Origin of the sequence: Pseudomonas agronomica (assembly GCF_025917275.1) — a bacterium.
Classification (GTDB): Bacteria; Pseudomonadota; Gammaproteobacteria; order Pseudomonadales; family Pseudomonadaceae; genus Aquipseudomonas; species Aquipseudomonas agronomica.
Map to the genome: position 1 here is coordinate 1 of NZ_JAOSHO010000387.1, position 4,882 is coordinate 4,882.

Here is a 4,882-nt window from a genome sequence, read left to right on the forward strand (position 1 = left end):
GAGATCAGCGTGTAACGAGCGGTTGGCGTATCCCCAATCGACTGATCCACACCGCCGCCAAAATCACCGACCCACCCAGCAGCAACCGGCCCAGCGCCTCGTGCTGGTTCCAGATCAGCAGGTTCACCAGCAGCCCCACCGGCACGTGCAGGTTGTTCATCACCGCCAACGTGCCGCCATTGACCAGGCAGGCGCCTTTGTTCCACCAATAGAGGCCCAGGGCGGTGGAGACCAGGCCGAGGAAGACCAGCACGCCCCATTGCAACGGAGCTTCGGGCCAGAAATTCGTCTTGCCGAACAGCAGGAACGCCGGCAACGCCACCATCAGCGCACCGAGGTAGAAATAACCGAAACGCCGATAGTGCGGCAGGTCGTTTGGGTGACGCGCCACCAAGTGTTTGTACAGCACCTGCCCGGCCGCGTAGGTGAAGTTGGCCAGTTGCAACAGCAAGAAGCCCATGAAGAAATCCGGGTTGATCCGGTCGTAGCGAATCACCGCCGCGCCGGCCACGGCCACCAGCGCAGCGATCAGGGCCCACGGATTGAAGCGCCGATTGAGGGCGTCTTCGATCAGGGTCACGTGCAGCGGCGTGAGGATGGTGAACAGCAGCACTTCCGGCACCGTCAATACCCGGAAACTCAGATAGAGGCAGACGTAGGTCACGCCAAACTGCAAGGCGCCAATCAACAGCATGCCGCGCATGAACGACGGTTCGACCTGGCGCCAGCGCGTCAGCGGAATGAACACCAGTCCCGCCAGCACGACGCGCACCAGCACCGCGAAATAACTGTCGACATGCCCCGCCAGGTATTCGCCGATCAGGCTGAAGGAGAACGCCTGGATCAAGGTCACAAAAACTAGATAGCCCATACCGCCCCTCGTTTTGAATGGCGGCGAAGATAGCGGTTTTTGGCGGTTGTCGCGAATCTCTGGATAGCCATCAGCGCCGGGGATGTCAGTGAGCATGAAATTGAGATATAGAGGATGGCTGGCCGAGAGCTGGGCACAAGGATGGCAATCCATAAATGATCAAATGGGACATCAATCGTTATGGCGGTATCAAAGCAAGGTAAGCGCAGTTTAAAACGGGTCTGCGTAGGTGTACTGGTCGCGTTCCTGGCGGTCGGCATCCCCCACGGTTTCGCAGAAAACAAGGACGCCAAAGGAATGCAGAATATTAAGTTTCAAAAAGTCATCGACCTCAGCCATATCATCAGTCCGGACATCCCGCTCTGGCCTAACGATCCTCCGGTGACATTCGACGTAGTGGCGTCCCAGGAAAAAGATGGTTATTACTTGCGGCGCTTCAGCATAGGGGAACACAGTGGAACCCATATGAACGCGCCTAATAGTTTCCATCCCAATGCGATCGGGATTGATGCCTATAAGCCGGAATCCCTGGTGCGTCCGGCAGTGGTGATTGATATGCGACATCTGGCCCGGGGCAATCCCGACTACGTGATTGGCATCAGCGATATAGAAAAATGGGAACACGTCCATGGACGCATTGATCAAGGCGCTGTTGTATTGTTTTACACAGGCTGGCAAGCCCTGTGGAACGACCCGAAGCGGTTCATAAATGAAGATGAGAAAGGCCCGCATTTTCCCGGTATAGGGGCCGCGACGACCAAGTTCCTGCTCGAAGAGCGTCATATTGCAGGGGTCGGCATCGATACGCACGGTGCCGACCCAGGTCAAGATACGATCTATGCCACCAACAGTCAGATTCTGGAGAAGGACGGCATCGTTTTGGAGTGCCTGAACAATCTCGATCAGCTACCGGCGAAGGGCACCACTCTGGTCATCGGCGTGCTCCGATTGAAAGAAGGATCAGGCTCGCCTGTTTCGGTGATGGCATTCATACCCTGAGCCTCACTTCAGCTCGACATTAAATCCGCTACCGGAATGCTGGCCTGATGGTCATCCCGGTAGTGGGTTGCTCGCTGGAGTACCCGAGTCAAAGCCTGAAAATTTGCCGGCTTGGTTAATATGTCGTCCGCGCCAGCCGCCCTGAAACGTTCGATCTCGCTCGAAAAGGCGCTCGCAGTAAAAGCAACGATGTAGCACGTGTCTCCTGCCGGTAACTCGCGAATTTTACGAACAGCCTCCAACCCATCCATAACAGGCATATTGATGTCCATCAGAATGATCCCAGGGATCGAAGCCATGCAGTGTTGGATCGCTTGAAAGCCATCTGCAGCAAGTTCAGGGTAATACCCAAGTTCTTGTAACATCGCCGTGGCGACCTTCTGACTCACAGGATGATTCTCCACCAATAGAATCTGGTGAGGGTAGGCTTGGGCAAAAGACGAGTCAAAATCAACCGTCGCATGATTGTCATCAGAGGGTACTGTTGAAGCAGAAACAAGCTCCACGGGAAGTGAAAAGGAAAACGTCGACCCCACACCGGGCTGACTCGTAAAGGACAAAGTTCCTCGTTGCGCCTCAACCAGGTTCTTGCATATGGAAAGACCCAGCCCACTCCCGGTAAAACGTTGTCCAGCAGGCCCTTTAAGCTGGGCAAAGGGCTTGAAGAGGTTCTCTTGCAGCTCCAAGGGGATGCCTATGCCAGTATCGCAAATGGAGAAATCAAATCGAGCTTGAGGGCCATGGCCACTGGTCGCAATCATGAGCGATATTTTCCCCGCTTCGGTGAACTTGACCGCATTACCCAACAGATTCATCAATATCCGGCGAAGGCAATCGATGTCGGTTTTAATCAACGCCGGCACGTCCGGCGAAATCTTTATCTCAAACGCTATCGACTTGTCCTGAATGTTTTGCCGGATTATTTCGATCGTGGATGAAACCAGTCCTCTCACGTCAAAAACACTGGATTTCAACTCAAGCTTTCCCGCTTCGATCTTCGCAAGGTCAAGGATGTTATCAATAAGAGAGAGCAAGGTTCGCCCGCTGCTATCAATGGTTTTCAGCAAATGATTTTGTTCGCGATTCAGAGCGGAACGAGCCAATAGCTCCGTCGCTCCGATAACCCCATACATGGGCGTGCGGATTTCATGACTCATGGTGGCCAAAAATCTGGTTTTTGAACGATCCGCCTCTTCAGCAGCATTTTTCGCTCGATTCAAGACCTGCTCGTTGATTTCCAATTGTTGAAGATGAACACGCATGCGCAACAAATCAACCACAAATAAAATGCTAAAAGCCAAGAAGACCAGAATAGCAAGGACAATATGATGCAGAGAATCCTCCCTCAGTTTCTGGTAGTAGTCCGCCAACGTAATTTCCGCCCCCACCACATACAACGTACCGTCTTTTGATTTTAGTGGGACAAAGACGGCGCGAAAGTCGCCCCAATGATCCGAATAGTCGATCCATGTGGGTTCGCTGCGTTCAAAACTGTCGAGCAAAGCCTGGCTGGCATCTGGATAAGGATCGAAGAAGCGTACAAAATTTTTCTCCTGGATTTCTCGCTTCGACGCGCTGGAACTAACCAGATAAGCTTTTCCCTCTCGCTTGATGACACTGTATACAAAGGCCGTGCCCATTGAATCATTAAAGCCGGAAAGTTTTTGAATGGTATCCCAGTCCTGGGTTTGCGACTTGGATTGCTTGCCGACTAGATGGTCATGGTAGCGGTCACCCAGGATGGCCGATGCGCCCAGGGCAGCATGAAGCAGTTTGTTATTGATGTTGTCAGTGAGAATCCCCTGAGTTTCGACATACAGGTAATAAATATAGCCACTGACACCGACTATATAAATCAAAAGTAAAGCCCATGTTTTCCGTTTGAGTTTAAACATATCACAGCCTCCATACTGTAACTCCCAGCATAGGTTGTGAATAAAAAGAAAACCACAGCTTTATTCCATCAGGCTCTGAGCGGCCGCCATGAATGATTGACCAAAAGGCCAGCTTTTCTTTTCACTGCCCATGCCTGCGCATCAGTTCCTGGGTCAGAACGCGTTCAGGTAACGACCATTTTCCAGGCAAAAAAAAGCCCGATCTCGCTAAAGCGTTCAATCGGGCTGATGCACTCAGGAGCAATAAGTGCAAAGGGAGGTTCGATGCGCAAAACGGTTTGAAGGGAAGCGCCGAGTCACTAGACCACCCGGCGATTACCCTAGGATTAACGGCTCAGGCGACCTGGGAAAGCTTGGCGTTGGCCTGGTTCAAACCCTTCTCCTGGAAGTCGCCGCCCAGGTTCATGCCCTCGGCATGGATAAACGTCACGTCATGGATACCGATGAAGCCCATGACCTGGCGCAGGTACGGTTCCTGGTGATCGGAAGCGCCACCGGCGTGGATGCCGCCGCGAGCGGTGAGCACGAAGGCGCGTTTGCCGGTCAACAAACCCTGGGGGCCGGTGGGGGTGTACTTGAAGGTCACACCGGCACGCAGCACGTGGTCGAGCCAGGCTTTCAAGGTGCTGGGGATCGCGAAGTTGTACATCGGCGCCGCCATCACCAGTACATCGGCGGCCAGCAGCTCTTCGGTCAGTTGGTTGGAGCGCTCCAGCGAAGCATTCTCGATGTCGTTGCGCTGCTCGACCGGTTTCATCCAGCCACCCAGCAGGTTGGCATCCAGGTGCGGCACAGGGTTGATGGCCAAGTCGCGGACACTGATTTCATCGGCCGGGTGTGCGGCTTTCCATTGGCTGATGAAGGTCTGGGTCAATTGACGGGAAACCGAATCTTGCTGGCGGGCACTGCTTTCGATGATCAGGACGCGGGACATGGCTTGTAGGCTCCATCTGAAAATGTTGTCAGTCGATGGAGTGAAGGTTAAGCGCGATCATATCGATGAAAAAGCGCAAATAATTGCTGCAATACATCGATATTTTCGTTTATAAGCGGAGCAAGCTTTATGACGCTGCCCCGCCGCTGGCTACTTAGGCTTGCAGGTCAGCTCGATGCGCAG

Annotated in this window: 4 protein-coding genes; 1 reads left to right on the forward strand and 3 read right to left on the reverse strand. The window is 53.5% G+C overall.

Annotation, left to right across the window (positions count from 1 at the left end; translation table 11 throughout):
* Window positions 1-4: 4 nt before the first annotated feature.
* Window positions 5-871 carry a carboxylate/amino acid/amine transporter gene (locus tag OC610_RS21150; RefSeq protein WP_264430491.1) on the reverse strand — a complete coding sequence of 289 codons (867 nt, stop codon included), beginning with the start codon at window positions 869-871 and terminating at the stop codon, window positions 5-7.
* Between the two features lie 180 nt (window positions 872-1,051).
* On the opposite strand from OC610_RS21150, the gene OC610_RS21155 reads away from it, so the two are divergent.
* Complete coding sequence (locus OC610_RS21155; protein ID WP_264430493.1) at window positions 1,052-1,870, forward strand: cyclase family protein; 819 nt, start codon at window positions 1,052-1,054, stop codon at window positions 1,868-1,870.
* 8 nt (window positions 1,871-1,878) lie between these two features.
* Here OC610_RS21155 and OC610_RS21160 read toward each other — a convergent pair whose 3' ends face one another.
* The gene (locus tag OC610_RS21160; RefSeq protein ID WP_264430494.1) at window positions 1,879-3,765 is read right to left on the reverse strand and encodes an ATP-binding protein; all 1,887 of its coding nucleotides are present in this window, start codon (window positions 3,763-3,765) and stop codon (window positions 1,879-1,881) included.
* A gap of 334 nt (window positions 3,766-4,099) precedes the next feature.
* Window positions 4,100-4,699: an FMN-dependent NADH-azoreductase gene (locus tag OC610_RS21165; RefSeq protein ID WP_264430496.1), complete on the reverse strand. Its 600-nt coding sequence runs from the start codon at window positions 4,697-4,699 to the stop codon at window positions 4,100-4,102.
* Window positions 4,700-4,882: the final 183 nt, after the last annotated feature.